This window comes from Pseudomonas sp. LG1D9 (assembly GCF_002949995.1).
GTDB classification, from domain to species: domain Bacteria; phylum Pseudomonadota; class Gammaproteobacteria; order Pseudomonadales; family Pseudomonadaceae; genus Aquipseudomonas; species Aquipseudomonas proteolytica.
The window spans coordinates 779,727-801,286 of sequence record NZ_CP026881.1 but is presented as its reverse complement, the minus strand read 5'-3'; the positions used below and the strand labels follow the sequence as shown (position 1 = coordinate 801,286).

The window sequence follows — 21,560 nt, the reverse complement described above, 5'->3', positions numbered from 1 at the left end:
TTACCCAAGTTCAATCCGATTGCGGTGTAGGCTTGGCATTGTCTTCCTCAGGTGATGCTCTCCATGCTTTCAGCCCGTCAACGCCGCGCCATCCGCCTGGCCCTGCGCTTTATCGCTCCGTATCGCTGGCAGGCCGTCGGTGCATTGCTCGCACTGATCGTCACGGCAGGCATCACCTTGTCCATGGGCCAGGGCATCCGCCTGTTGGTGGACCAGGGCTTCATGACCCAATCGCCACACTTGCTCAACCAGTCCATCGGCCTGTTCATGATCCTCGTGCTGGGCCTGGCGGTGGGCACGTTTGCGCGGTTTTATTTGGTGTCGTGGATCGGTGAGCGGGTGGTCGCGGACATTCGCCGGCTGGTGTTCAACCATCTGATCTACCTGCATCCGGGTTTTTATGAAAACAATCGCAGCTCGGAAATCCAGTCACGCTTGACCGCCGATACCACTTTGCTGCAATCGGTGATCGGCTCATCCCTGTCGCTATTCCTGCGCAACGCTTTGATGGTGATCGGCGGGATTGTGCTGCTGTTTATCACCAACCCAAAACTCACCAGCATCGTGGTGGTGGCGTTGCCGCTGGTGTTGGCCCCGATCCTGATCTTCGGCCGGCGCGTGCGCAGCCTGTCGCGCCAGAGCCAGGACCGGATTGCCGACGTCGGCAGCTACGTCTCCGAGACCCTGGGCCAGATCAAGACCGTGCAGGCCTATAACCATCAGGTGCAGGATGAGCAGCGCTTCGCCGTGACGGTCGAGGACGCATTCACCACGGCGCGCAAGCGTATCGTGCAGCGCGCCTGGCTGATCACTTTGGTGATTGTGCTGGTGCTGGGCGCCGTGGGCGTGATGCTGTGGGTGGGCGGCATGGATGTGATCGCCGGGCGCATCTCCGGTGGCGAACTGGCGGCCTTTGTGTTCTACAGCCTGATCGTGGGCAGCGCCTTTGGCACCTTGAGCGAAGTGATTGGCGAGTTACAGCGCGCTGCCGGGGCGGCGGAGCGGATTGCCGAGTTGTTGCAGTCGCCTAATGAAATCCAGGCCCCGTCCTATGGTGTGGTCAAGCTGCCAGAACGGGTCAGTGGTCGCCTGGAGCTACAAGACCTGCATTTTTCCTACCCATCGCGTCCCGATCGCTACGCCATCGATGGGCTGAGCCTGAGCATCAATGCCGGTGAAACCCTGGCCTTGGTAGGGCCGTCCGGTGCGGGTAAATCAACGATTTTTGATCTGTTGCTGCGCTTCTACGACCCGCAACAGGGGCAAGTGCTGCTGGAAGGCCAGCCTCTGAGCGCATTGGACCCGTTGGACCTGCGCCGCTGTTTTGCCCTGGTATCCCAGAGCCCGGCGCTGTTTTTTGGCAGCGTTGAAGAAAACATCCGCTACGGCAACCCCAAGGCCACACTAGCCCAGGTCGAAGAAGCGGCGCGCATTGCCCACGCCCATGATTTCATCCTGCAAATGCCCGACGGCTACCAGACCCACCTGGGGGATGGCGGCATGGGCCTTTCTGGTGGGCAGCGCCAGCGCCTGGCTATCGCCCGGGCCTTGTTGGTGGATGCACCGATCCTGCTGCTGGACGAAGCCACCAGCGCCCTCGATGCCCAGAGCGAGCATCTGATCCAACAGGCATTGCCGCAACTGATGCAGGGGCGTACCACCCTGGTGATCGCCCACCGCCTCGCCACGGTGAAAAACGCCGATAGGATTGCGGTGATGGATCAAGGCAAATTGGTCGCGGTGGGCACCCATCAGCAACTGATCGCCACCAACCCGCTGTATGCGCGGCTGGCGGCCCTGCAATTTAGCGATGGTCACGACGAACCCTAAAAAAAATGCCCGCGTCTCACAACGCGGGCACTTGCAGCTTCAATCGGGCAGCTTTTACCTGCTTTTACTGGTCATCAAAATAACGCTCGTGCCAATCCACCAACGGCTGTGGAGAGTTGAGCTTCTGCCCGTAGATCACCGAATAAGACAGCACGTTCTGCACATACTGACGGGTTTCGTCGAACGGAATGCTTTCCACCCACACATCGAAACTCAGGTGATCGGCGCCGCGCAGCCATTGGCGTACGCGCCCTGGGCCGGCGTTGTAGGCGGCGGAGGCAAGTACGCGATTGCCGTTGAACTGGCTGTGCACCTGGCTCAGGTAGGCGGCGCCGAGCTGGATGTTCTTGTCCGGGTCCAGCACCTGCTGCGGTGACGCCAGTGGGATGCTGAATTTGCGCGCGGTTTCCTTGGCGGTGGCGGGCATCAGTTGCATCAGGCCGCTGGCGCCGACGCCGGAACGGGCGTCATCCATAAAGGCGCTCTCCTGGCGGGTGATAGCAAACACCCAGCTCGAATGCAGGCCACGGACCTTGGCTTCACGCACCAGGGTGTCGCGGTGGGCCATCGGGAAGCGGATATCCAGGTCGTCCCAGTACTTGGCCTGGCTGATGGTGCGGATCGCCGGGAAGTACCATTTCATGTCGTAGGCGAGCTTGGCCTGGGCGACCATTTCGTCACGGTTGAAGTGGCGGCTGACGTGATACCACTCGCGGCGACCGTCGACGATCTGGCCACGGGCATAAAATTCCAGGGCGCGGCGCACACCCGGGGTGTTGCGCACCTTGTTGATCAGCGCCTGGCTCATGACCAGCGGCTGGTTGTTCAGTTGATACGGGGCCTGGGAGCGATCTGCGGCAAGGAAGCCATAAAAATCCCGCTCCTTGGCCAAGCCTTTGTACAGCACCAGTGCTTGTGGGTTCTTCGGCTCGGCCAGTTCCAGCGCGCGGGCTTGCCAGTAGCGCCAGCGGTTGGTGGTGGCCAGGTCCTGGGGCAACTTGCGGGTCAACTGGTAGGCATCTTCCCAACGGGCCAGGCGCAGCAGTAGGCGCAGGCGCCATTCGGAGACGGTGTTGTCACGCAGCTCCGGGTCGTATTTGGTCATCACGTCCAGGGCGCGCGGGTCGTAGCGTCGCGCCAGGGTCAGGCCGATTTCCCGAGCGATGGACACTTTTTCATCGCGGGAGAAGTGCATGCTGCTGGCATATCCATCCAACAGGGCCATGGCTTGTTCCGGGTCCTGGCGCGCCAGGCGGCGCAGGCCCAGGCCGACGGCGTCGGACATGGCTTCAGTGGCAGGCAGGAAGCGCGAGGGGTCACTGAGCATGGCGGGCTTTTGCGCCACGTCCACCATCAGGCGGCCCTGGGTACCCAGGGTGGGCAGGGTTTTCACCAGGCTGTTGGCCAGCGGGTAGTTGCGGGCTTCGGCGGCGAGCTTGGTGCGGTCCCAGATCTTCTGCTCGGTCAATTGCCCGGCGGCAGCCCACTGGCCAAAGGTCGCGTCACAGGCGGCCGGTTGGGATTTGCCGGTCATCCACAGGGCTTCGGCGGTCTTGTAGCCTTCGGCCTTGAGGTTGTTGCTCAACTGGTATTGGCCGTGCAGGCAGTCCAGTTCGGTGAAGTTGAGCTTGGCGTCGTAGTACTTTTCAAAGGTCTTCCAGTCGCCACGCTCGGCGAGCCAGCGCAACCAGCGCAGCTTCATCCAGTTGGCCTGGGGCAGGTCGCCATGCTTGGCCAGGAACTGTTCGATTTCCTGATTGCTGGCGGACTTGAGGCGTGCGGTCAGTTCGTCGTAGGCCAGGTATGGCGTGAGCGGGTAATCGGCCAGGGCCTGGCTGTATTGCATGTAGGGGCCTGTGTCGCCTTTGGCCAGGGCACGCTTGGCTTGGTCGTAATATTGGCGTTGGGTGGTCAGGTCCACTGCCTGGGCGGTTTGGACGGCTGTGGAGGAAAGAAGCAGGCAAGATAAAAAGCTGAAAAGGCGACTGCGCATGAGACGTCCGTGCAAAGAAATCAGGACTAGTGCCGACGCTGTCGACACTGATTGCCCCTAGCTTAGCCTTTTGCCCGCAGCCGGTGAAAGCTTTGCAGGCCGCTTCGCTGAAGTTCTCAAGAAATGTCCTACAGAACGTGTCGGGCATGAAAATGCCGGCCGCTTCACCCCCCAACTCAGGTAGAATGCGCGCCCAGTTTTTGGAGAAGCGTATGACCCTGCTCAAATTCAGCGATGTGTCCCTTGCTTTCGGCGCTATGCCGTTGTTGGACAAGGTGTCCTGGCAGATCGCCCGTGGTGAGCGGGTGTGCATCATCGGCCGCAACGGCACCGGCAAGTCCAGCATGATGAAGTTGGTCAAGGGCGACCAGAAGCCCGATGACGGCTCCGTATGGCGCGCGCCGGGCCTGAAGATTGGCGAATTGCCGCAAGAATTGCCGGTGGCCGACGAACGGACCGTGTTCGACGTGGTTGCCGAAGGCCTCGATGGCGTCGGCGAATTGCTTGCCCAGTACCATCACCTGGCGCAGAACTGCGTCACCGACGCTGACCTGGACAAGCTGATGCACGTCCAGCAAGACCTCGAAGCCCGTGATGGCTGGCGCTTGCAGCAACTGGTCGACAGCACCTTGAGCCGCCTGCAATTGCCGGCCGACAAGACCCTTGCCGAACTGTCCGGCGGCTGGCGTCGCCGCGTGCTGCTGGCCCAGGCCCTGGTTTCCGAGCCGGACCTGCTGCTGCTCGACGAACCGACCAACCACCTGGATATCGGCGCGATTGCCTGGCTGGAAGAAGCCCTCAAGGACTTCCAGGGCGCCGTGCTGTTTATCACGCACGACCGTTCTTTCCTGCAGAACCTCGCCACGCGCATCCTCGAACTGGATCGCGGCGGCCTGATCGACTGGAACGGCGACTACGCCAGCTTCCTGGTGCACAAGGAAGCCACTCTGGCCGCTGAAGAGACCGCCAACGCGCTGTTCGACAAAAAGCTGGCCCAGGAAGAAGTCTGGATCCGCCAGGGCATCAAGGCACGCCGCACCCGTAACGAAGGTCGTGTACGCGCCCTGAAAGCCTTGCGTGTCGAGCGTAGCGAACGTCGCGAGCGCACCGGCAAGGCCAATATCCAGCTGGATACCGCCGACAAGTCGGGCAAGCAGGTCATGGTTCTGGAGAACGTCAGCTTCCATCACCCGGATGGCCCGTTCCTGATCAAGGACTTCTCCATGGTCCTGCAGCGCGGCGACCGTATTGGTCTGCTGGGCGCCAACGGTACCGGCAAGACCACTTTGCTCAAGCTGATGCTCAACGGCCTGCAACCGACCAGCGGCACCGTGGAAGAGGGCACGCGCATCGACGTGGCCTACTTCGACCAGTTGCGCCACCAGTTGGACCTGGAAAAGACCGTGATCGACAACGTCGCCGAAGGCCGCGATTTTATCGATATCGATGGTCAGAGCCGCCACGTCCTGAGCTACCTGGGCGACTTCCTGTTCAGTCCACAACGTGCCCGCACGCCGGTCAAGGCCCTGTCTGGCGGTGAGCGTGCGCGCCTGCTGCTGGCCAAGCTGTTCAGCAAACCGGCCAACCTGCTGGTGCTCGACGAACCGACCAACGACCTCGACGTGGAAACCCTCGAGCTGCTGGAAGAGGTCCTGCTGACCTTCAACGGCACTGTACTGATGGTCAGCCACGACCGGGCATTCCTCGACAATGTGGTCACCAGTACCCTGGTCTTCGAAGGTGAAGGCAAGGTGCGCGAATACGTCGGTGGTTACCAGGACTGGCTGCGCCAGGGCGGTTCGCCGCGCCTGCTGGGCGTGACCGAGAGCAAGTCTGGTAAGGCCGACTTGAACTCTGCGGTGGTTGCACCTGCCGCTGCTGAACCTGTTCAGGACGCTGCGCCGGCGGCCAAGAAAAAGCTCAGCTACAAGCTGCAGCGTGAGTTGGAAGCCTTGCCGGGTGATATCGACGCCAAGGAGCAGCAGATCGCAGCCGTGGAAGCTGAAATGGCTGACGCGGGTTTCTACCTGCGTCCTGCGGCGGAAACTGCCAAGGTCATCGAGTCCCTGGAGAAGCTGAACCAGGAACTGGAAGTGCTGGTTGAGCGTTGGGCCGAGCTGGATGCCTGATTGATTCGGCGGCAATAAAAAACCGGCGCTCTTACGAGCACCGGTTTTTTTATATGAAATTCAATCCAAAGGTAGGCGCTGGCAAGCCAGCTCCTACATTTGATCTCTGGTGTTCTTACGAACTTTTTACCAGTTTTACCGCCAGTACGTCGCACGGCGCGCCGTGCAGGACGTCGTTGGCCGTGGAGCCCAGCAGCAACGCCAGGCCATGACGACCATGGCTGCCGACCACGATCAGGTCGCAGTTCTGCTCTTTGGCCAGGTGGTGGATTTCCTGGCGTGGCTGACCATAGGTCAGGTGGCTTTGGTCCTTTTTCAGCGCAGGATACTTGGCAATCAGGCGGTCCAGGCGCTCCTTGGCCTGGTCGAACTGCTGCTGTTGCAGTTGCGAAAGGTCCATCGGTACGTCGCCGCCAAAGGCCATGGCCATGGGTTCGACGATATGCACCAGGGACAGCTTCACGGTATCGCCGGCAATGGCCACGGCGCGCTTGATCACCGGATCGCACTCTTCGGTCAGGTCCACGGCGACCAGAATATGTTCGTAAGTCATGAGGCGTTCCTCCAGGGGACTGCAATAAGTTCAGTATGGCTGCTTTCAAGCGGATGGGGTTGGATCCGCTCATCTAGAAATTCGGGAGTACACATATGACGGTCTGGATAGTGGTGTCAATCCTTCTAGTGGTGTTGAGCCCCCTGGCATGGCTGCGACCTTCGCGCCACCAGAGCGGGCGCATGGCCCTGCGCATGGAGGCCCGCCGCATTGGCCTGGCGATGCAGTTGTCGCCCCAGGAGTGGCCGCACTGGCTCAAGCAAGAGCCGCCCAGCCCGTGTGCGCAGTACTGTCGGCCGCGGCGGGGCAGTAAGCCGGCCCTCTGGTGTTACTGGCAGTTGGAGCCGGGGGTATGGGTCAATCAATGGCGGGAAACCTGTGTCGACGAGAAGTTGTTGCCGCATTTTGCAACGCTGCCGGATAACGTCTACAAAATCGAAGCCGATGGGCAGATGATCGCTTTGTATTGGGGTGAGAAGGGCGAATTGAGCGTCTTGCAGAACATCAATGCCTTGCTCAAGGCCCTGGCCTGACATCGTCTGCGCCCGAGAGCGTCAACGATAACGTGGCAAACCTGGTTTAACGCGGTGCGCTCAGGTTTTTCGCGAGCAAGCTCGCTCCTACAGTGATGGAATCGCAGGCAATAAAAAGCCCGACATCATCATCGGGCTGGAGTTGGCCAGGCAGGCCGGTAATTCGTCGATTCAACACGCCGCGCATTCGCACAGGCGTTCACACCTGCGGCTAGCCTAGCCGGATATCCGTCGCTGTACAGGCCTTTGCTGGCCCTTTTTCATTATTGATCGGGTGAATACCTGCGCATTGATTCGCCTTGGCGGTTCTGAAATGACTGAAAAGTCGCGTTTTAGCGGCCCTTTCGAGCGATTGACAATTGTCGGAAATTGGCTGAAGGTGGCGTACCCAAATCAAACGGGCGTATGAATTGAGCGTTTGTCTTTCAGACCGTTCGTACAGAATCCCGACTATCGCGTTGGCGGGTGTGCCTGGCAAATAGGCGTTAGCATCGACGGTAACGTTTGTGTTTACGCTTCGGCCAGCGTCCGACGTGTACTGTTCAGCTTCCATATCGTGGAGATCAGTTGATGATTTACGAAGGTAAAGCCATCACGGTTAAGGCTCTTGAAAGTGGCATCGTCGAATTGAAATTCGACCTCAAGGGTGAGTCCGTCAACAAGTTCAACCGTCTAACCCTGAACGAACTGCGTCAGGCCGTAGACACCATCAAGGCTGATGCATCGATCAAAGGTGTGATCGTCTCCAGCGGCAAGGACGTGTTCATCGTCGGCGCTGACATCACCGAATTCGTCGACAACTTCAAGCTGCCCGATGCCGAGCTTGTGGCTGGCAACCTCGAAGCCAACAAGATTTTCAGCGATTTCGAAGACCTCAACGTGCCGACCGTTGCCGCGATCAATGGCATCGCTCTGGGTGGCGGTCTGGAAATGTGCCTGGCCGCGGACTTCCGCGTCATGGCCTCCAGCGCGAAAATCGGCCTGCCGGAAGTCAAGCTGGGCATCTACCCAGGCTTCGGCGGTACCGTGCGCCTGCCGCGCATCATCGGTGCCGACAACGCCATCGAGTGGATTGCCGCCGGCAAGGAAAACCGTGCTGAAGACGCGCTGAAAGTGGGCGCAGTCGATGCCGTGGTTGCGCCGGACAAACTCGCAGAAGCTGCCCTGAACCTGATCAAGGGCGCCATCAGCGGCGAATTTGACTACAAGGCCAAGCGTCAGCCGAAGCTGGAAAAACTCAAGCTCAACGCCATCGAACAAATGATGTCGTTCGAAACCGCCAAGGGTTTCGTCGCCGGTCAAGCGGGTCCTAACTACCCGGCTCCGGTCGAAGCGATCAAGACCATCCAGAAAGCCGCGAACTTCGGTCGCGACAAGGCCCTGGAAATCGAAGCCGCCGGCTTCGTCAAACTGGCCAAGACGTCTGCTGCCCAGAGCCTGATCGGCCTGTTCCTGAACGATCAGGAACTGAAGAAAAAGGCCAAGGCCTACGACGAAATCGCCAAAGACGTGAAACAGGCTGCCGTGCTCGGCGCCGGTATCATGGGTGGCGGTATCGCTTATCAGTCGGCGTCCAAAGGCACGCCGATCCTGATGAAAGACATCAACGAGCACGGTATCGAGCAAGGCCTGGCAGAAGCCGCCAAGCTGCTGGTGGGCCGCGTTGATAAAGGTCGCATGACGGCTGCGAAGATGGCTGAAGTGCTCAACGGCATTCGTCCTACGCTGTCCTACGGCGATTTCGGCCACGTCGACCTGGTGGTCGAAGCGGTTGTCGAGAACCCGAAGGTCAAGCAAGCGGTACTGGCTGAAGTTGAAGCCCAGGTCAAAGAAGACACGATCCTGGCGTCCAACACCTCGACCATTTCCATCACCTTGCTGGCCAAGGCCCTCAAGCGTCCGGAAAACTTCGTCGGCATGCACTTCTTCAACCCGGTGCACATGATGCCGCTGGTGGAAGTGATCCGTGGCGAGAAGTCCAGCGAGCTGGCCGTTGCCACCACCGTTGCCTACGCCAAGAAAATGGGCAAGAACCCGATCGTGGTCAACGACTGCCCGGGCTTTTTGGTCAACCGCGTGCTGTTCCCGTACTTTGGCGGTTTCGCCAAGCTGGTCAGCGCTGGCGTGGACTTTGTGCGTATCGACAAGGTCATGGAAAAATTCGGCTGGCCAATGGGCCCGGCGTACCTGATGGACGTGGTCGGTATCGACACCGGCCACCACGGTCGCGACGTTATGGCTGAAGGCTTCCCGGATCGCATGAAAGACGACCGTCGCTCGGCTGTCGATGCGCTTTACGAGGCCAAGCGCCTTGGCCAGAAGAATGGCAAGGGCTTCTACGCCTACGAGACCGACAAGAAAGGCAAGCAGAAGAAAGTTGCCGATCCATCGGTTCACGAAGTGCTGGCGCCTATCGTCTACGAGCAGCGTGAAGTGTCCGACGAGGACATCATCAACTGGATGATGATCGCCCTGTGCCTGGAAACCGTGCGTTGCCTGGAAGACGGCATCGTTGAAACCGCCGCCGAAGCCGATATGGGCCTAGTGTACGGTATTGGTTTCCCTCCATTCCGTGGTGGTGCGCTGCGTTACATCGACTCGATCGGTGTAGCCGAATTCGTTGCCCTGGCTGATCAATACGCTGATCTGGGCCCGCTGTACCACCCGACTGCGAAGCTGCGCGAGATGGCCAAGAACGGCCAGAGCTTCTTCGGTTAAGTGCCCAGACGACTAGAGCGAGAATATTTATGAGCTTGAATCCAAGAGACGTCGTGATTGTCGACTTCGGTCGTACTCCGATGGGCCGCTCCAAGGGCGGCATGCACCGCAACACCCGTGCCGAAGACATGTCGGCGCACCTGATCAGCAAACTGCTGGAGCGCAACGTCAAGGTCGACCCGAACGAAGTCGAGGACGTGATCTGGGGCTGCGTCAACCAGACCCTGGAGCAGGGCTGGAACATCGCCCGCATGGCGTCCCTGATGACGCAGATCCCGCATACTGCTGCCGGCCAGACCGTCAGCCGCCTGTGTGGTTCTTCCATGAGCGCACTGCACACTGCCGCCCAGGCGATCATGACCGGCAACGGTGATGTGTTCGTGGTCGGCGGCGTGGAGCACATGGGCCACGTCAGCATGATGCACGGCGTCGATCCAAACCCGCATATGTCGCTGTACGCGGCAAAAGCCTCGGGCATGATGGGCCTGACCGCAGAAATGCTCGGCAAGATGCACGGCATCACCCGTGAGGCCCAGGACGCTTTTGGCCTGCGCTCGCACCAGCTCGCCCACAAGGCAACCCTGGAAGGCAAGTTCAAGGATGAAATCATCCCGATGAACGGCTACGACGAGAACGGTTTCCTGAAGCTGTTCGACTACGACGAAACCATTCGTCCGGATACCACCCTGGAAAGCCTGGCGGCCTTGAAGCCGGCATTCAATCCCAAGGGCGGCACCGTGACTGCCGGTACTTCGTCGCAGATCACCGATGGTGCCTCGTGCATGATCGTGATGTCGGCCCAGCGCGCCCAGGACCTGGGGATCCAGCCTCTGGCAGTGATCCGTTCCATGGCCGTGGCGGGTGTGGACCCGGCGATCATGGGCTATGGTCCAGTACCGGCCACACAAAAAGCCTTGAAGCGCGCAGGTCTGAGCATCTCCGACATCGACTTCTTCGAGCTCAACGAAGCTTTCGCCGCACAGGCCCTGCCCGTGCTGAAAGATCTGAAAGTACTCGACAAGATGAACGAGAAGGTTAACCTGCACGGCGGTGCGATTGCCTTGGGCCACCCTTTCGGTTGCTCCGGTGCACGTATTTCCGGCACTTTGCTTAACGTGATGAAGCAAAATGGCGGCAACCTTGGGGTTGCAACCATGTGCATTGGTCTCGGCCAAGGCATTTCTACCGTCTTCGAACGCGTCTAAGCGTTGAGTTGACGGAAGCCGGGGCCCAGTGCCCCGGTTTTTGTTTTTTGGAATTTTTAATTTTTTTTTAATAAATTTTGTAAGAGGGCCAGAGCATGAAAGTCGAACCAGGGCTCTACCAGCATTATAAAGGTCCCAAGTACCGCGTTTTTAATGTGGCGCGGCACTCCGAGACCGAAGAAGAAGTGGTGTTCTACCAAGCACTGTATGGCGATTACGGCTTTTGGGTGCGCCCCTTGAGCATGTTCCTGGAGACTGTCGAAGTTGACGGCAAGCAGGTCCCGCGCTTTGCTTTGGTGCAGGTCGAACCCAGTCTTTTTTCAGGGCAATAACGGCTGGTAGCGCACAATGCTGCGCTTGACCTCACTGTGTTGCCACTATATATAGCGTTGCCGCGTCAGGCGCCAACCGCCTTTCTCTTCTCGAATTCAGGAATTTTCCGATCCATGGGCAAATCGCTGGTCATTGTGGAATCCCCGGCTAAGGCCAAGACCATCAACAAGTACTTGGGTAACGAGTACGTGGTGAAGTCGAGTATCGGCCATATCCGAGACCTGCCCACCAGCGGTTCGGCTAGCGCCAGCAAGGAGCCTGCTGCCAAGCGCGGCAAGGCGGCTGCGGGCGAAGGTCCGGTGCTCTCGCCCAAAGAAAAAGCGCGCAAGCAGCTGGTTTCGCGCATGGGGGTGGACCCTGATCATGGCTGGAAGGCCAAGTACGAAATCCTTCCGGGCAAGGAAAAGGTGATCGAGGAGCTGCGCCGGCTCGCCAAGGATGCTGACACCATCTATCTCGCGACGGACTTGGACCGCGAAGGGGAAGCCATTGCCTGGCACCTGCGCGAAGCCATCGGTGGGGATGACAGCCGCTATAAACGCGTGGTGTTCAACGAAATTACCAAGAAGGCGATCCAGGAAGCCTTCTCCAAGCCGGGCGAGCTGGACATTGACCGCGTCAATGCCCAGCAGGCTCGACGCTTCCTTGACCGCGTCGTCGGCTACATGGTCTCGCCATTGCTGTGGGCCAAGATTGCCCGTGGCCTGTCCGCTGGCCGTGTGCAATCGGTAGCGGTAAAGCTGGTGGTGGAGCGTGAGCGCGAGATCCGCGCGTTCATCCCTGAAGAATATTGGGAAGTCCACGCCGACCTCGGCACCGCCAAGGGCGCGACCGTACGCTTTGACGTGGCCCGTGAGAAAGGCGAGGCTTTCAAGCCGCTCAACGAAGCCCAGGCCATGGCCGCGCTGGAGAAGCTCAAGGCTTCCAGCTACAGCATCGTCAAGCGCGAAGACAAGCCCACCAGCAGCAAGCCGTCGGCGCCGTTCATCACCTCCACCCTGCAACAGGCCGCGAGCAACCGCCTGGGCTTTGGGGTGAAGAAGACGATGATGATGGCCCAGCGTTTGTACGAAGCGGGCTACATCACGTATATGCGTACCGACTCCACCAACCTGTCGCAAGACGCGGTGGCGATGGCGCGCACTTATATTGAAAGCGAATTCGGCAAGAAGTACCTGCCGGAGAACCCGAACGTCTACAGCAGCAAGGAAGGCGCACAAGAGGCTCACGAAGCGATTCGGCCGTCTGACGCCAATACCGAGCCAAGCAAGCTCACAGGCATGGAGCGCGACGCTGAGCGCCTCTACGAGCTGATCTGGCGCCAGTTCCTGGCCTGCCAGATGCTGCCGGCGCAATACTTGTCCACCACCGTCACCGTGGGTGCCGGGGACTTCGAGCTGCGTGCCAAGGGCCGTATCCTCAAGTTCGACGGTTACACCCGTGTGATGCCGCAAATCGCCAAGCCCGGCGATGACGACGTGCTGCCAGACATGGCCCAGGGCGATGTGATGAAGCTGGTCAAGCTTGATCCGTCCCAGCACTTCACCAAGCCGCCTGCGCGTTATTCGGAAGCGAGCCTGGTAAAAGAGATGGAAAAGCGTGGCATTGGTCGTCCTTCGACCTACGCGGCGATCATTTCCACCATCCAGGACCGCGGCTACGTGGCGCTGCATAACCGTCGTTTCTATTCGGAAAAGATGGGCGATATCGTCACCGAGCGTCTGTCCGAGAGTTTCTCCAACCTGATGGACTACGGCTTTACCGCCGGCATGGAAGAGAACCTCGATGACGTGGCCCAGGGCGAGCGGGACTGGAAAAACGTACTCGACGAGTTCTATGGCGACTTCAAGAAAAAACTCGAAGTAGCCGAAAGCCCGGAAAACGGTATGCGCGCCAACCAGCCGGTGATGACGGATATTCCGTGCACCACCTGCGGGCGGCCGATGCAGATCCGCACCGCGTCTACCGGTGTGTTCCTGGGTTGCTCGGGCTACAGCCTGCCGCCCAAAGAGCGCTGCAAGGCCACCGTCAACCTGGTACCGGGTGATGAAATTGCGGCCGACGACGAGGGTGAATCCGAGTCGCTGGTACTGCGTGGCAAGCACCGTTGCCCGATCTGCAGCACGGCGATGGATGCCTATCTGCTCGACGAAAAGCACAAGCTGCACATCTGCGGTAACAACCCGGATTGCAACGGCTACGAAATCGAAGAAGGCACCTACCGCATCAAGGGCTATGAAGGCCCGAGCCTGGAGTGCGACAAGTGCGGCAGCGAGATGCAACTCAAGACCGGCCGCTTCGGCAAGTTCTTCGGTTGCACCAACCCGACCTGCAAGAACACCCGCAAACTGCTGAAAAGCGGTGACGCGGCGCCGCCGAAGATGGACCCGGTGAAGATGCCTGAGCTCAAGTGCGAGAAGGTCAACGACACCTACATCCTGCGTGACGGCGCTTCGGGCCTGTTCCTGGCCGCCAGCCAGTTCCCGAAAAACCGCGAGACCCGTGCGCCACTGGTGATGGAGATCGTGCCGCACAAGGATGAGATCGATCCGAAGTACCACTTCCTGTGTGAAGCGCCGAAGAAGGATCCCGACGGTCGTCCGGCCGTGATCCGCTACAGCCGCAAGACCAAGGAGCAGTACGTGCAGACCGAAGTGGACGGCAAGCCTACGGGCTGGAAGGCGTTCTACGACGGCGGCAAGTGGAAGGTCGAGGACAAGCGCCAGGGCGCTTGATCTGTAGGAGCGAGCTTGCTCGCGAAGGTCGTTAACGATAACGCGATAAACCTGATGCACTGCGGTGCTCTCGGGTTTTTCGCGAGCAAGCTCGCTCCTACAGGCCGTATCATACTTATGTCGTTGTGGAGACTGCCGTCATGGCTAACGAACTCTATACCCGTACCAACCAGAAAATTTACTTCGCGGGTTTGTCCCTTGAAGCCCTTGGCCGTGCCGAGGAAGGGAAGGAGATGAACGCTATCGCGCTGGTGCAGGCGGGGCGGGAGTCGGCGTTGTTTCATCTGTACGGCGCCTTGCTGGGGCTGTGTCATGAAATTGCCGGCTTCTATCGCTTGCCCCAGGCGCATGCGCCACGGGCCGAGGATATCCTGACCCGCGAGGTGCTGGAGTCCTTGGCCATCCCTGAGTTGGCCGAGTTGGTGGAAATGGCCCGCAGCCCTGACAGCTGGCTGGCACGTTTGCTGGCTGCGCATTCGGCGATGTTCCAGCCGCCGCGTGTGCCGCACAAGCCCAAGGGCGATGTGACCCAGCCGTTGATTGTTGCGGTGAGTCTGGAAGACGAAGGTCCCGAGCCGCTGAGCCGGGCCGAGTTGGAGAGCTGGCGTCAGGAGCTGAAGAAGCTGGCTATCCGCTTTCGGGATGGCTTGAACGAGTGCTGAGTGGCAGGGCAATGTAGGAGCCGGCTTGCCGGCGATAACAATTGATCAAGCAATGCAAAGTTGGCCGGCAGACCGCTATCGCTGCATAGGTATCTACACAACTTTCAGAAACTGACGAACTCCCCCGTGGCGAGCGGGCTTGTCGGAACGCCGCATCGCCCGCGCTGGGCTGCGAAGCAGCCCCAAAAAGCCCGCCGCGTTTCTTCAGATAAACCGCGATGGCCGGGTTTAGGGCTGCTTCGCAGCCCAGCGCGGGCGATGCGGCGTTCCGACAAGCCCGCTCGCCACAACTGCGCTATTTGCCTGGATTTAGGCGGTGCGGCGAAGTTATGTAGATACCTATGGCTATCGCTGGCAAGCCCGCTCCTACAGACCATTCATCAAGCAGCAACGAAAGCTGTTCAGATCCTGAGCGAGGCCGCGTTGATGACTGATATAATGCCGGCCTTTCGTGGAGAACAGATTTTTATGCCAACGTCCTTTCTGGAAATTGTTGAATTGCCCGACGGCCGAATTGAGCTGCGTAGGGCCGAGGACGAGGGTTCTCTGGTGACTTTGGACTTTTCCGAGGATGCCAAGGCATTCCTGCAAGGCCAGCACGTGGAAGTGGCAAAAGCCATGTTGAGCGTGGGCGTGCAGATGGCGGGGCGCCTGGCTGAAGGCGAACCAGAGAAAGACGACGGTCCGCGAATTCTTCACTGAGTCCGTTTGTCGATTTCAAGATTCAAACTAACAATCGGCTTCTCAGTTCTGTAGAAGCCTTGCGTCCATCGCAGGCACTGACTTGACGTCAGGCTGCAATCGGACGACCTGTAGCATTCCCGATAACGCGTTGCGCGTCAGGCTCGGGCTTATCCCAAACGAATATTCAAGCTTTGTGCATCGCCTGTGCGCGCTGCGCTGATCAACTGCTGCTTGGCCGAAGCGCCCAGCGGATTCAGCCAACTGACGACCGTATGGCTACGCCCCAGGCGCAACGCTTCGCAGGTCAGTTGCTGGGCACTCTGGGTGCCGCGTGGTTGCAGCAGCAGGATACGCTCGCGGTTCAGGCCCGCATCCCGCAACCAGGCCTGGGTCAGGCTGGAGGGCGGGGCGATCAGGGTCAGCCAGCGGGCATCCTGTTCTTCGCTCAGGTTGCGAAGAATGGGGGCCAGCAGGCTCAGGCAGTTCCCGGCAGCGCCGCGCAACGACAATTCACTGAATACCTCTGGTTCGGCGGGGGCGGTCCATGGGGACTCCACCACCTCGTTGAGGATCGGTGCAAGTGGCTGGGCCAAGAAGGCCTCAAACAGCGGCAGTTGTGTATGTTGTTGCGCGTGTGGGAACTGCATGATGCCTCCGTTAGCGGCGAATAACGCCGACACTCAAGCCTTCGATCACCAGGTCCTGATCCTTCAGGTTGACTTCAATCGGTGAAAACTCAGGGTTTTCCGCCAGCAGCCAGACTTTGCTGCCCTCGCGTTTGAAGCGCTTGACCGTCACTTCGTCGCCAATACGCGCCACGACGATCTGACCGTTGCGTGCTTCACGGGTGGTATGGACGGCCAGCAGGTCGCCGTCGAAGATGCCCACGTCCTTCATGCTCATGCCATGGACCCGCAGCAGGTAGTCGGCGCGAGGATGGAAGAAAGTCGGGTTGATATTGCAGGACTCTTCGACGTGCTGCTGTGCAAGAATCGGCGCACCGGCAGCGACCCGGCCGATGATCGGCAGCGTCGATTCGTCAGCCTTGGCTTCGAAGCCAGGGATACGAATGCCACGGGATGCACCTGGAGTCATTTCGATCGCACCCTTGCGGGCAAGGGCCTTCAGGTGTTCTTCAGCAGCGTTGGGGGATTTGAACCCCAGCTCCAGGGCGATTTCCGCCCGGGTCGGCGGATAGCCGTTGTCGTCGAGGCAGCGCTTGATAAAAGCGAGAATCTCAGCTTGGCGTGGCGTCAGTTTTAGCATGTTGATCGCTCTGTCTTTTTATACAGTGACTGGGATTATATACAGTGAACTGCGCTTGGCAATCATCGTTTTTGCCGACTCCGCCGGACGGTCATCCGTCGGTCCTTGCCAAGCCTGGAGATAGCGCTGCCTACAGGCTGTTGAAGATGTGATTAAATAGGTGCGAATCGGGTGACTGCCCGGCCGGAAAACGGACCTGCAGGCTTGACATTGCACAAGGTGAAACGTATGTTTCAAACAAGTGTTTGTCAGGCGGAGTAGCCATGGCCCAGTCGGAAACCGTTGAACGCATTCTCGATGCTGCCGAGCAGTTGTTCGCGGAAAAAGGATTTGCTGAAACTTCATTGCGGCTGATCACCAGCAAGGCTGGGGTCAACCTGGCGGCAGTGAACTATCATTTCGGCTCGAAGAAAGCCCTGATCCAGGCAGTATTCTCACGTTTCCTGGGACCGTTCTGCGTCAGTCTCGACCGTGAGCTGGAGCGGCGCCAGACCAAGCCCGACAACAAGCCGAGCCTGGAAGAGCTGCTGGAAATCCTCGTCGAGCAGGCGCTGGTGGTACAGCCACGCAGTGGCAACGACCTGTCGATCTTCATGCGTCTGCTGGGCCTGGCTTTCAGTCAGAGCCAAGGCCACTTGCGGCGTTATCTCGAAGACATGTATGGCAAGGTATTCCGTCGCTACATGTTGTTGGTGAATGAGGCGGCCCCGCGCATTCCTCCTATCGAATTGTTCTGGCGCGTGCACTTCATGCTCGGCGCCGCAGCGTTCAGCATGTCCGGGATCAAGGCCTTGCGCGCCATCGCCGAGACGGATTTCGGGGTCAACACCTCCATCGAACAGGTCATGCGCTTGATGGTGCCATTCCTGGCCGCCGGCATGCGCGCCGAAAGCGGTGTCACCGACCCGGCCATGGCGGCCGCCCAGTTGCGCCCGCGCAGCAAGTCCGCCCCGGTGGCTGCCAAGGTTTAACCACTGGCGTCTGGGCGCCACCGCTTGCATCCGCTAAGCTAGCCGCCCATGCCGATTTCAAATATTTACCCGCACTCCACCGCCTTGCCAGGCTTGACCTGGCGAGGCGGTGGAGTGCGCGCGTCATTCAAGGAAAATTTATGACTGCTGCCCTGCAAGGCTCTTTGATGGTGGACGTCGCCGGCACCTGGCTGACGGCTGAGGATCGCCACTTGTTGCGCCAGCCTGAAGTGGGCGGCCTGATCATTTTTGCGCGCAACATCGAACATCCGCGCCAGGTGCGGGAATTGAGCGCTGCCATTCGCGCGGTGCGCCCGGACCTGTTGCTGGCTGTCGACCAGGAAGGCGGCCGTGTCCAGCGCCTGCGCCAGGGGTTTGTCCGCCTGCCGGCCATGCGTGCCCTGGCAGATAATCCCAATGCCGAATACCTGGCCGAGCAGTGTGGCTGGGTTATGGCCACGGAAGTGTTGGCCGTTGGCCTGGACCTGAGCTTCGCCCCGGTGCTGGACCTCGATTACCAGCGCAGCGCCGTCGTAGGTACACGTGCGTTCGAAGGTGATCCCGAGCGTGCCGCGTTGTTGGCCGGCGCCTTTATCCGAGGCATGAACAGCGCCGGTATGGCCGCCACCGGCAAGCACTTTCCGGGTCATGGTTGGGCCGAGGCTGATTCCCACGTCGCCATTCCCGTGGATGAACGCAGCCTGGAGCAGCTTCGCAGCCATGATCTGGTGCCGTTCGCGCGCTTGAGCAAGCAATTGGCCGCCGTCATGCCGGCCCATGTCATTTACCCTCAGGTGGATAACCAGCCGGCCGGCTTTTCGCGCCGTTGGTTGCAAGACATCCTGCGCGGTGAGTTGCAGTTCGATGGGGTGATTTTCAGTGATGACCTGTCCATGGCCGGTGCCCATGTGGTGGGGGATGCGGCGAGCCGTATCGAGGCGGCCTTGAGCGCGGGTTGCGATATGGGGCTGGTGTGCAATGACCGTGCGGCCGCCGAGTTGGCCCTGAGTGCCGCCCAGCGCATGAAGGTCACGCCGTCGGCGCGGATTGCCCGGATGCGTGGGCAGGCGATTGCCTCGACTGACTATAAGCAAGACCCGCGTTGGTTGGCGGCGCTCGGTGCGCTTCGGGATGCTCAGTTGATCGAATGAGATTGAGGTGCGCCTATCGCAGGCAAGCCAGCTCCCACACTTGAATGTATTCACAGATCAATATGTGTGGCTTGCCTGCGATAGCGACCTGGCAGTCAACGCTTCTCTTGCTTATTGGGCAACGGCGCAAATAGCGCCTCGATATCTTCGTTGCCCAACTTCCAGTCGCCAGTGGTGCGACCATCCAGCACGCCCGCCGCCAAGTCTGACTTCTCTTGCTGCAACGCCTGGATCTTCTCTTCCACAGTGCCGCGCGCAATCATCTTGTACACAAACACCGGCTTCTCCTGGCCGATGCGATACGCACGGTCGGTGGCCTGGTTTTCCGTGGCCGGGTTCCACCACGGGTCGTAGTGGATCACGGTGTCGGCTTCGGTCAGGTTAAGCCCGACGCCACCAGCCTTGAGGCTGATGAGGAAGATCTGCAACTTGCCGCTCTGGAAATCCTTCACCGGCGTGCGCCGATCGCGGGTCTGGCCGGTCAGCAAGGCATAGGCGACACCGCGTTTTTTCAGCTCGATCTCAATCAGGCTGAGCATTGAGGTGAACTGGGAAAACAGCAGGATCCTGCGCCCTTCGGCAAATAGCTCGTCGAGCATCTCCATCAGGCTGTCGAGCTTGCCGGAGCTGCTGCCGCGCGCTGGCAGGGTTGCATCGTTGACCAGGCGCAGGTCGCAACAGACCTGGCGCAGCTTGAGCAGCGCTTCAAGAATGATGATCTGGCTGCGGGCCACGCCCTTGCGGGTGATTTCGTCGCGCACCTTCTTGTCCATGGCCAGGCGCATGGTTTCGTACACGTCGCGCTGCGCTTCATTGAGATCGACCCAATGGATGATCTCGGTCTTGGGCGGCAACTCAGTGGCCACCTGTTCCTTGGTGCGGCGCAGCAAGAACGGTTTGATCCGACCGTTGAGGTGCTGCAATCGCACGTCGCTGCCGCGTTTTTCGATGGGCACGCGGTAATCACGGTTGAAGCTCTTAACATCCCCCAGCCAACCCGGCAGCAGGAAGTGGAACAGCGACCACAGCTCGCCCAGGTGATTTTCCAGCGGTGTGCCGCTCAGGCACAGGCGCTGTCGGGCATTCAGCTCGCGGGCGGCCTGGGCGGCCTTACTGGTGGGGTTCTTGATGTATTGGGCTTCATCGAGGATCAGCACATGCAGCGGCTGCGCGGCCAGTTGCTCAATGTCCTTGGGCAGCAGGGCATAGGTGGTCAGCAGCAGGTCATAATCCTGCAGGTGTGCGAAGTGCTTCTTGCGTGCGGCTCCATACAGCGCCAGCACCTTGAGTTGCGGGGTGAAGTGCGCCGCTTCGTCGAGCCAGTTGGGGATCAGGCTGGTGGGCATCACGACCATGCACGGCCGGTCCAGGCGCCCGGCGATTTTTTCGCTGAGAATATGCGCCAGGGTCTGCAGGGTTTTGCCCAGGCCCATGTCGTCCGCAAGAATCCCGCCCACTTCCAGTTGGCGCAGGGACTGCATCCAGCTCAGGCCTTCGAGCTGGTAGGGGCGCAAGGTCGCGTTCAGGCCCTCGGGTGCTGTGCAGGTGAAGTCCTTGATATCGCGCAGGCGCTGGGCAAAGTTGCGGATCTGTTCGCCGCCTTCCCATTGCAGGGGCAGGTCTTCCAGCGGGTTGAGGCGAATGGCGTCGGCCTTGGCCAGGCGTAAGGCGGTGCTGCCGGGCTCTTGCAGGTAGAACTCGCCGAGGGTGGCCAGCACCGGTTTGAGCCGGCCATAGGGCAGCGCCACTTGCAGCGGGCCGTGGCCGCCATTGGGCAGGCCGGGGATGTTCACCAGGATCAGTTCGTCGTCGCGGCGGCGCGCGAGTTTTTCCGGGTTGAGGATTTCGGTGTGGGAGCGCATCAGGTTCAACAGGATCGGCAGCAGGCTCAACCGCTCACCATTGACGATAATTCCCAGCTCCAGGTCGAACCAGTCGCGCTCCGGTACTTCATCGACGCTGGCGTACCAGTCGTCGACGGGGCTCAGGTCGAAGCCGAAATCTTCATCGATCTGCAGCTCCCAGCCCTCCGCACGCAGGCTCGGCGAGGCGTTGAGGGTGAAGTTCAGCCAGGCACTGTCGTTGACCATCTCAAACAGCTCGCCGGCGCTTTCCGGCAAGGCCTTGCTCTGGCGCGTGGCGATCTTGAAACCCAGCAAGCGCAGGTGTTCGCGAAAACCTTGCTCGACCTCGGGGTGGCGCTTGATCCGCAGGCTCTGGGTTTCCTGGCGCACAATGATATCGGCGTTTTTCTGGCCGCTGACGTAGTTGCCCTGGTAATTGAACGACAGCGCCGCGCGGTGCTGGATATAGCGCTGCATCTTGCCGTTGCGCGGCTCAAAGGCGCTGAACTCGATGCTGGCCAGCCACAGCCGGGGAATGGGCTGCACATCCTCGAGCACCACTTGAGGCAGCACCACGCGGTTGTCGAGCACGGCCTGGAGCTTTTCCAGCAGCTCGGCATCCTTGGCCGCTGCCGGATAGGCCAGGGTTTCCTGGACCTGCAGCAGCACTGCGGCAATGTGTTTGCAGTTGGTATGCACGGGGCAGGTGCAGCGGCTGTCCACCAGGATCAAGGTGCCCTTGGCCGACTCGCGCAGGGCGATGGTCTGGCGGTAGACATTACCGCCTGAGCCTTCGCAACTGGCGATGATGGTGCTGTCGCCCGACTCGACGATGCGCACGCGGTTTTCCAGGGCGTAGCGCCGGCCGCGCTCCAGGCTTTGCTCCTTGAAGCGGTTAGCCCAGGAAGGCGCCAGGGGTTTGGTCAGCGACGACGGCAGGGGCATGGCGCTGG

16 protein-coding genes are annotated in these 21,560 nt (G+C 60.1%); 11 read left to right on the top strand and 5 right to left on the bottom strand.

Annotation, left to right across the window (positions count from 1 at the left end; all coding sequences use genetic code 11):
- Positions 1-54: 54 nt before the first annotated feature.
- Positions 55-1,830, top strand: a complete 1,776-nt coding sequence (locus C5F71_RS03935) for an ABC transporter transmembrane domain-containing protein (protein ID WP_169887993.1) — start codon at positions 55-57, stop codon at positions 1,828-1,830.
- A gap of 64 nt (positions 1,831-1,894) precedes the next feature.
- On the opposite strand, the gene C5F71_RS03930 is transcribed toward C5F71_RS03935, so the two are convergent.
- A complete protein-coding gene (locus C5F71_RS03930; RefSeq protein WP_104910680.1) occupies positions 1,895-3,823 on the bottom strand; it encodes a transglycosylase SLT domain-containing protein in 1,929 nt (642 codons plus the stop codon).
- 212 nt (positions 3,824-4,035) lie between these two features.
- Between C5F71_RS03930 and C5F71_RS03925 the strand changes: the two genes are divergently transcribed.
- Complete coding sequence (locus C5F71_RS03925; protein ID WP_029300078.1) at positions 4,036-5,952, top strand: ATP-binding cassette domain-containing protein; 1,917 nt, start codon at positions 4,036-4,038, stop codon at positions 5,950-5,952.
- 115 nt (positions 5,953-6,067) lie between these two features.
- On the opposite strand, the gene C5F71_RS03920 is transcribed toward C5F71_RS03925, so the two are convergent.
- Entirely contained in the window at positions 6,068-6,505 is a 438-nt protein-coding gene (locus C5F71_RS03920; RefSeq protein ID WP_029300080.1) for a universal stress protein, read from the bottom strand.
- Between the two features lie 95 nt (positions 6,506-6,600).
- On the opposite strand from C5F71_RS03920, the gene C5F71_RS03915 reads away from it, so the two are divergent.
- The 7 genes from C5F71_RS03915 to C5F71_RS03880 all read left to right on the top strand — a co-directional run bounded on the left by C5F71_RS03915 (position 6,601) and on the right by C5F71_RS03880 (position 15,393).
- The gene (locus C5F71_RS03915; RefSeq protein WP_070994694.1) at positions 6,601-7,038 is read left to right on the top strand and encodes a hypothetical protein; all 438 of its coding nucleotides are present in this window, start codon (positions 6,601-6,603) and stop codon (positions 7,036-7,038) included.
- Positions 7,039-7,608: 570 nt separating this feature from the next.
- Complete coding sequence (gene fadB / locus C5F71_RS03910) at positions 7,609-9,756, top strand: fatty acid oxidation complex subunit alpha FadB (RefSeq protein ID WP_029300084.1); 2,148 nt, start codon at positions 7,609-7,611, stop codon at positions 9,754-9,756.
- 29 nt (positions 9,757-9,785) lie between these two features.
- On the top strand, positions 9,786-10,961 hold the full coding sequence (fadA, locus tag C5F71_RS03905) for an acetyl-CoA C-acyltransferase FadA (protein ID WP_029300086.1): 1,176 nt from the start codon (positions 9,786-9,788) through the stop codon (positions 10,959-10,961).
- 95 nt (positions 10,962-11,056) lie between these two features.
- Positions 11,057-11,293 carry a DUF1653 domain-containing protein gene (locus C5F71_RS03900; RefSeq protein WP_029300088.1) on the top strand — a complete coding sequence of 79 codons (237 nt, stop codon included), beginning with the start codon at positions 11,057-11,059 and terminating at the stop codon, positions 11,291-11,293.
- A gap of 114 nt (positions 11,294-11,407) precedes the next feature.
- Positions 11,408-14,029, top strand: a complete 2,622-nt coding sequence (gene topA, locus C5F71_RS03895) for a type I DNA topoisomerase (RefSeq protein WP_092231741.1) — start codon at positions 11,408-11,410, stop codon at positions 14,027-14,029.
- A 140-nt stretch (positions 14,030-14,169) separates the two neighbouring features.
- Positions 14,170-14,691 (top strand): DUF6586 family protein, encoded by a 522-nt coding sequence (locus C5F71_RS03885; RefSeq protein ID WP_029300090.1) that lies wholly within the window; start codon positions 14,170-14,172, stop codon positions 14,689-14,691.
- 468 nt (positions 14,692-15,159) lie between these two features.
- Complete coding sequence (locus tag C5F71_RS03880) at positions 15,160-15,393, top strand: hypothetical protein (protein WP_029300092.1); 234 nt, start codon at positions 15,160-15,162, stop codon at positions 15,391-15,393.
- 149 nt (positions 15,394-15,542) lie between these two features.
- Here C5F71_RS03880 and sulA read toward each other — a convergent pair whose 3' ends face one another.
- Both sulA and lexA read right to left on the bottom strand, forming a co-directional pair.
- A complete protein-coding gene (gene sulA / locus C5F71_RS03875) occupies positions 15,543-16,022 on the bottom strand; it encodes an SOS-induced cell division inhibitor SulA (RefSeq protein ID WP_029300094.1) in 480 nt (159 codons plus the stop codon).
- Positions 16,023-16,032: 10 nt separating this feature from the next.
- On the bottom strand, positions 16,033-16,641 hold the full coding sequence (gene lexA / locus C5F71_RS03870) for a transcriptional repressor LexA (RefSeq protein WP_029300096.1): 609 nt from the start codon (positions 16,639-16,641) through the stop codon (positions 16,033-16,035).
- A gap of 263 nt (positions 16,642-16,904) precedes the next feature.
- On the opposite strand from lexA, the gene C5F71_RS03865 reads away from it, so the two are divergent.
- Both C5F71_RS03865 and nagZ read left to right on the top strand, forming a co-directional pair.
- Positions 16,905-17,612, top strand: coding sequence for a TetR/AcrR family transcriptional regulator (locus C5F71_RS03865; RefSeq protein WP_029300097.1), 708 nt, complete (start codon positions 16,905-16,907; stop codon positions 17,610-17,612).
- Positions 17,613-17,764: 152 nt separating this feature from the next.
- Positions 17,765-18,763, top strand: coding sequence for a beta-N-acetylhexosaminidase (gene nagZ, locus C5F71_RS03860; protein ID WP_169851773.1), 999 nt, complete (start codon positions 17,765-17,767; stop codon positions 18,761-18,763).
- Positions 18,764-18,858: 95 nt separating this feature from the next.
- On the opposite strand, the gene C5F71_RS03855 is transcribed toward nagZ, so the two are convergent.
- Positions 18,859-21,552, bottom strand: coding sequence for a DEAD/DEAH box helicase (locus tag C5F71_RS03855; RefSeq protein ID WP_104910678.1), 2,694 nt, complete (start codon positions 21,550-21,552; stop codon positions 18,859-18,861).
- Positions 21,553-21,560 lie beyond the last annotated feature (8 nt).

Coding starts and splice junctions, on each gene's coding strand:
- C5F71_RS03930 (WP_104910680.1), bottom strand. CDS start 3,823: ATGCGCAGTCGCCTTTTCAGCTTTTTATCTTGCCTGCTTCTTTCCTCC.
- C5F71_RS03935 (WP_169887993.1), top strand. CDS start 55: ATGCTCTCCATGCTTTCAGCCCGTCAACGCCGCGCCATCCGCCTGGCC.
- C5F71_RS03900 (WP_029300088.1), top strand. CDS start 11,057: ATGAAAGTCGAACCAGGGCTCTACCAGCATTATAAAGGTCCCAAGTAC.
- sulA (WP_029300094.1), bottom strand. CDS start 16,022: ATGCAGTTCCCACACGCGCAACAACATACACAACTGCCGCTGTTTGAG.
- fadA (WP_029300086.1), top strand. CDS start 9,786: ATGAGCTTGAATCCAAGAGACGTCGTGATTGTCGACTTCGGTCGTACT.
- fadB (WP_029300084.1), top strand. CDS start 7,609: ATGATTTACGAAGGTAAAGCCATCACGGTTAAGGCTCTTGAAAGTGGC.
- C5F71_RS03865 (WP_029300097.1), top strand. CDS start 16,905: ATGGCCCAGTCGGAAACCGTTGAACGCATTCTCGATGCTGCCGAGCAG.
- C5F71_RS03855 (WP_104910678.1), bottom strand. CDS start 21,552: ATGCCCCTGCCGTCGTCGCTGACCAAACCCCTGGCGCCTTCCTGGGCT.
- C5F71_RS03925 (WP_029300078.1), top strand. CDS start 4,036: ATGACCCTGCTCAAATTCAGCGATGTGTCCCTTGCTTTCGGCGCTATG.
- C5F71_RS03920 (WP_029300080.1), bottom strand. CDS start 6,505: ATGACTTACGAACATATTCTGGTCGCCGTGGACCTGACCGAAGAGTGC.
- topA (WP_092231741.1), top strand. CDS start 11,408: ATGGGCAAATCGCTGGTCATTGTGGAATCCCCGGCTAAGGCCAAGACC.
- C5F71_RS03915 (WP_070994694.1), top strand. CDS start 6,601: ATGACGGTCTGGATAGTGGTGTCAATCCTTCTAGTGGTGTTGAGCCCC.
- C5F71_RS03885 (WP_029300090.1), top strand. CDS start 14,170: ATGGCTAACGAACTCTATACCCGTACCAACCAGAAAATTTACTTCGCG.
- lexA (WP_029300096.1), bottom strand. CDS start 16,641: ATGCTAAAACTGACGCCACGCCAAGCTGAGATTCTCGCTTTTATCAAG.
- C5F71_RS03880 (WP_029300092.1), top strand. CDS start 15,160: ATGCCAACGTCCTTTCTGGAAATTGTTGAATTGCCCGACGGCCGAATT.